General features: G+C 63.3%; 6 protein-coding genes. 4 read left to right on the forward strand and 2 right to left on the reverse strand.

Annotation, left to right across the window (positions count from 1 at the left end):
* Nucleotides 1-86: 86 nt before the first annotated feature.
* Together DCO47_RS25725 and DCO47_RS25730 are read right to left on the reverse strand one after the other, a co-directional pair.
* A complete protein-coding gene (locus DCO47_RS25725) occupies nucleotides 87-743 on the reverse strand; it encodes a methyltransferase (RefSeq protein ID WP_116659210.1) in 657 nt (218 codons plus the stop codon).
* On the reverse strand, nucleotides 740-1,204 hold the full coding sequence (locus DCO47_RS25730; protein WP_042610623.1) for a YbaY family lipoprotein: 465 nt from the start codon (nucleotides 1,202-1,204) through the stop codon (nucleotides 740-742). The genes DCO47_RS25725 and DCO47_RS25730 overlap by 4 nt, the downstream gene beginning before the upstream one ends.
* A gap of 128 nt (nucleotides 1,205-1,332) precedes the next feature.
* On the opposite strand from DCO47_RS25730, the gene nrdR reads away from it, so the two are divergent.
* The 4 genes from nrdR to ribBA are packed head-to-tail and all read left to right on the forward strand — an operon-like array spanning nucleotide 1,333 to nucleotide 4,751.
* The gene (nrdR, locus tag DCO47_RS25735) at nucleotides 1,333-1,797 is read left to right on the forward strand and encodes a transcriptional regulator NrdR (RefSeq protein ID WP_003228656.1); all 465 of its coding nucleotides are present in this window, start codon (nucleotides 1,333-1,335) and stop codon (nucleotides 1,795-1,797) included.
* Nucleotides 1,794-2,927 (forward strand): bifunctional diaminohydroxyphosphoribosylaminopyrimidine deaminase/5-amino-6-(5-phosphoribosylamino)uracil reductase RibD, encoded by a 1,134-nt coding sequence (gene ribD, locus DCO47_RS25740; RefSeq protein WP_116659211.1) that lies wholly within the window; start codon nucleotides 1,794-1,796, stop codon nucleotides 2,925-2,927. The genes nrdR and ribD overlap by 4 nt, the downstream gene beginning before the upstream one ends.
* Before the next feature lie 48 nt (nucleotides 2,928-2,975).
* On the forward strand, nucleotides 2,976-3,638 hold the full coding sequence (locus DCO47_RS25745; protein ID WP_039761896.1) for a riboflavin synthase: 663 nt from the start codon (nucleotides 2,976-2,978) through the stop codon (nucleotides 3,636-3,638).
* 21 nt (nucleotides 3,639-3,659) lie between these two features.
* Nucleotides 3,660-4,751 carry a bifunctional 3,4-dihydroxy-2-butanone-4-phosphate synthase/GTP cyclohydrolase II gene (ribBA, locus tag DCO47_RS25750; RefSeq protein WP_064364013.1) on the forward strand — a complete coding sequence of 364 codons (1,092 nt, stop codon included), beginning with the start codon at nucleotides 3,660-3,662 and terminating at the stop codon, nucleotides 4,749-4,751.
* Nucleotides 4,752-4,794 lie beyond the last annotated feature (43 nt).

The raw sequence follows: 4,794 nt of genomic DNA on the forward strand, positions 1-4,794 counted from the left end.
CGCAAAAGATCGCAGCCTTCGGCAGCTCCTACATGGGAACGCTATCCAGAGTAGGAGCTGCCGAAGGCTGCGATCTTTTGGCGGCGTCAGTCACGCCGCGCATGGTAGAGGCTGACATGTCGGAATTCTTCCGGCTCCGCCAGATCCGGCAAGGTCATCGCCTCGAGCATTTCAATCCGCTCATACAGCGGATGACGAAAATCGCGCACCCGCGAATCCGCCACCAGCGCCTCGCGCCCTCGACTGAGAAACGCATCGAGCAGCGGCAGATTGGCCCGGTCGTACAACACGTCGGCGACCAGTATCAGATCGAAGCGATCGGCCTCGGCAAAGAAATCCGTCGAGTAGTTCATCTGCACATCGTTGAGCTCGGCATTCGCCCGGCACGCGGCGATCGCCAACGGATCGAGATCGCAGGCCACCACTTCCAGCGCGCCGGCCTTCACCGCCGCGATCCCGGCAACCCCGGAACCGGCGCCGAAATCCAGCACGCGCTTGCCGCCCACCCACTCTGGAAACTGCGCCAGATAACGCGCCACGGCCAAGCCGCTGGCCCAGCAAAAACTCCAGTAGGGCGGCTCATGCAGGATGCGCTGGGTTTCTTCCTGGCTGAACTCGCGCGCCATGTTATCGCCGTCGATCAGCCACAGCTGCAAATCGGTGCCGGGCAACGCGCAGGCTTTCAGTCTGGCGTCGCCGAGCAATTCGCCCAAGGCATGTTGCAGGTCGAGCGGTGCCTTCATGGCGCTTTGACGAATTGCAGCTGGCCCAACGCCTGAGTGGTCGGTTGGGTGATGGTCTGCGACGGCAGGTGCAGAATCAGTTGCCCGGACTGGCTGGCGCGACCGCGCAGTTCAACCCGTGCGCCGGCCGGAAACGCCTCAGGGTTGAAGCGCAGGTGAAACGGCAGGATCTGGTTATTGCCGATCAGGCTGGAACTGGCGAGCAGTTGCTGCGGGCGGTCCTTTTCGTCGATCACCAGCAGCGCCAGTTCGACTTCGGCGCCGGCCGGCACGCCTTGCAGGGTGCCGCTCAGTTCGCGCTGATGCGCCGGCAGCGGGCCGAGTTCGGCGGCTTCCTTGGCTTTTTTCTGCGCCTGCTGCGGCGCAGGGCCTGGCGTCGGCGGTTGCGGCTTGGGTGCGTCGCTGCCACAGGCCACCAGCAGGCTGAAAAGACTGAGCAAAACGAGCGGACGTAACGGCATTGGAGGCTCCGGCAGAATGAATTCCATGGATCAGACGATCATGCCGTTCTGTATACCGCAAAGCCTATGGCTTGTCTTGCCACGGGGATGCGCTACCATGGCCCTCCCATTTTTTGTTGCCAGCCACCATGCACTGTCCCTTCTGCGGTGCCAACGACACCAAGGTCATCGACTCGCGTCTGGTCGCCGAGGGCGAACAGGTGCGCCGCCGGCGTGAATGCCTGGCCTGCGGCGAACGTTTCACGACGTTCGAGACGGCCGAACTGGTGTTGCCGCGCCTGATCAAAACCGATGGCAGCCGCCAACCATTCGACGAAGAAAAGCTCCGCGCCGGCATGCAGCGCGCGCTGGAGAAACGTCCGGTGAGCGTCGAGCGCCTCGAATCCTCTCTGGTCCACATCAAGCACAAGTTGCGCGCCACCGGCGAGCGCGAGGTCAAATCCCTCGTGGTCGGCGAACTGGTGATGGCCGAGCTGCAAAAACTCGATGAGGTCGCGTATATCCGTTTTGCCTCGGTGTACCGGCGCTTTCAGGACCTCAATGAATTCCGCGAAGAGATCGACCGCCTCGCCCGCGAACCGGTGAAAGAATGACCACCGCCGCCGAGCAGGCGATCCTCGACGCGCATTTCATGGCGCGCGCGCTGGAACTGGCGCGCAAGGGCCACTACACCACCCACCCCAATCCACGGGTCGGTTGTGTGCTGGTGCGCGACGGGCAGATTGTCGGCGAAGGCTGGCATGAGCGCGCCGGCGAACCCCATGCCGAAGTCCACGCCCTGCGGGCCGCCGGCGAGCAGGCCCGCGGCGCGACGGCGTACGTGACTCTCGAACCCTGCAGCCACCACGGGCGCACGCCGCCGTGCGCCGATGCCTTGGTGACCGCCGGCGTTGCCCGGGTCGTGGCGGCGATGCGTGATCCCAATCCACAAGTTGCCGGGCGCGGTTTGCAGCGCCTGGCCGAGGCCGGTATCGCCACGCAAAGTGGTGTGCTGGAGGCGGAGGCGCGCAAGCTCAATCAAGGTTTTCTGAAACGCATGGAACACGGCTTGCCGTTCGTGCGGGTCAAGTTGGCCATGAGCCTCGACGGTCGCACAGCGATGGAAAGCGGCGAGAGCCAGTGGATCACCGGCCCGGCGGCGCGTTCTGCGGTGCAGCGGTTGCGTGCAGAAGCGGCGGTGGTGCTGACCGGCGCCGACACGGTGCTGGTCGATGGTGCGCGGTTGACCGTGCGCGCTGACGAACTCGGTCTCGACAGCGAACAAACTGCGCTGGCCATGAGTCGTCCGCCGCTGCGCGTGCTCATTGACGGCCGCCTGCGGGTGCCGCTGGATGCGCCGTTTTTCAAGGCCGGGCCGGCGCTGGTCGCCACCTGTGTTGCGGTCGAAGAGCAATACGCCAACGGCCCGGAATGCCTGATCGTGCCGGGTGAAGACGGCCAGGTCGATCTGCATCGGTTGCTCATCGAACTGGCCAATCGTGGCACCAACGAGGTGCTGGTCGAGGCCGGTCCGCGTCTGGCCGGCGCCTTCGCGCAACTCGGTCTGGTCGACGAATTCGTGATCTTCATCGCCGGCAAGTTCCTCGGCTCCACGGCGCGTCCATTGCTCGACTGGCCGCTGGCGCAGATGAAGGACGCGCCGGAGCTGAAAATCACTGAAATCCGCGCGGTGGGCGATGACTGGCGAGTCACTGCGATCCCTGTCCCTTCAGCCCGCGTATAATTCCCGGCCATCGCGTTAGCGCTGGCCCCCGTTCTCAAGGAGAACCCCATGTTCACCGGCATCATCGAATCCATCGGCAGTATCCGCGCACTGACCCCAAAGGGTGGTGATGTGCGGGTGCACGTCGCAACCGGCAAGCTCGACCTGAGCGACGTCAAACTGGGCGACAGCATCGCGGTCAACGGCGTTTGCCTGACCGCCGTCGAGTTGCCCGGTGACGGCTTTGCCGCCGACGTCAGCCGCGAAACCCTCGATTGCACCGCCATGAATGACCTGAAAAGCGGCAGCCCGGTCAATCTTGAAAAAGCCCTGACCCCGACCACTCGTCTCGGCGGGCATCTGGTCAGCGGTCACGTCGATGGTGTCGGCGAAGTGGTCTCGCGCAGTGACAATGCCCGCGCCGTGGAATTTCGCATCCGCGCGCCGAAGGAACTGGCCAAGTACATCGCCCATAAAGGCTCGATCACCGTCGACGGCACCAGCCTGACCGTGAACGAAGTCGATGGCGCCGAATTCATGCTGACGATCATTCCGCACACCTTGAGCGAAACCATCATGGCTGCGTACAAGCCGGGCCGCCGGGTGAACCTGGAAGTCGACCTGCTGGCGCGTTATCTGGAGCGTTTGCTGCTGGGCGACAAAGCCGCTGAGAAGACCGCCGGCAGCACCATCACCGAAAGCTTTCTGGCCCAAAACGGCTACCTCAAATAATTTAAAAGAAGGGGGTGCCTTGTGGCGCTCAATAGCATCGAAGAACTGGTTGAAGACATCCGCCAAGGCAAGATGGTCATCCTCATGGATGACGAAGACCGCGAGAACGAAGGCGATCTGATCATGGCCGCCGAATGCTGCCAGGCCGAACACATCAACTTCATGGCCAAGCACGCCCGTGGCCTGATCTGCATGCCGATGAGCCGCGAGCGTTGCGAATTGTTGAAGCTGCCGCTGATGGCGCCGCGCAACGGTTCCGGTTTCGGCACCAAGTTCACCGTATCGATCGAAGCCGCCGAGGGCGTGACCACCGGTATTTCCGCTGCGGATCGCGCGCGCACCGTACAAGCGGCTGCCGCCAAAGACGCCAGGGCTGAAGACATCGTCAGCCCGGGCCACATTTTTCCGCTGATGGCCCAGGCCGGCGGCACCCTCGCGCGCGCCGGCCACACTGAAGCCGCTTGCGACCTGGCGCGCATGGCCGGTTTCGAGCCGAGCGGAGTGATCTGCGAAGTGATGAACGACGACGGCACCATGTCCCGTCGCGCTGAGCTTGAAGCGTTCGCCGCTGAACACAACATCAAGATCGGCACCATCGCCGACCTGATTCACTACCGGATGATCCACGAACGTACCGTTCAGCGGATTGCCGAGCAGCCGCTGGACAGCGAACTGGGCCAATTCAACCTGGTGACCTATCGTGATTCGGTGGAAGGCGACGTGCACATGGCCCTGACGCTGGGCACTGTCTGCGCCGAAGAGCCGACCCTGGTTCGCGTGCACAACATGGACCCGCTGCGCGACCTGTTGATGGTCAAGCAACCGGGCCGCTGGAGCCTGCGCGCCGCCATGGCTGCGGTCGCCGAGGCCGGCAGCGGTGTGGTGCTGTTGCTCGGTCACCCGCTCGATGGCGACGTGTTGCTGGCGCATATCCGTGAAACCGGTGAGCAGGCAGCGCCGAAAAAACCGACCACCTACAGCATTGTCGGTGCCGGTTCGCAGATCCTGCGTGACCTCGGCGTGCGCAAAATGCGCTTGATGTCGGCACCGATGAAGTTCAATGCGATATCCGGTTTCGATCTGGAAGTTGTAGAATACGTGCCCTCCGAATAATGACCCGGTGAATTCGGCATTGTTGACGTAGATCGATTGTGGC

The organism is Pseudomonas sp. NDM, from assembly GCF_003105095.1.
Classification (GTDB): Bacteria; Pseudomonadota; Gammaproteobacteria; order Pseudomonadales; family Pseudomonadaceae; genus Aquipseudomonas; species Aquipseudomonas moraviensis_A.

What these genes read in the sequence shown, in the direction of transcription:
- nrdR (WP_003228656.1), top strand. Translation starts at nt 1,333, where the DNA reads ATGCACTGTCCCTTCTGCGGTGCCAACGACACCAAGGTCATCGACTCG.
- DCO47_RS25745 (WP_039761896.1), top strand. Translation starts at nt 2,976, where the DNA reads ATGTTCACCGGCATCATCGAATCCATCGGCAGTATCCGCGCACTGACC.
- DCO47_RS25725 (WP_116659210.1), bottom strand. Translation starts at nt 743, where the DNA reads ATGAAGGCACCGCTCGACCTGCAACATGCCTTGGGCGAATTGCTCGGC.
- ribD (WP_116659211.1), top strand. Translation starts at nt 1,794, where the DNA reads ATGACCACCGCCGCCGAGCAGGCGATCCTCGACGCGCATTTCATGGCG.
- DCO47_RS25730 (WP_042610623.1), bottom strand. Translation starts at nt 1,204, where the DNA reads ATGCCGTTACGTCCGCTCGTTTTGCTCAGTCTTTTCAGCCTGCTGGTG.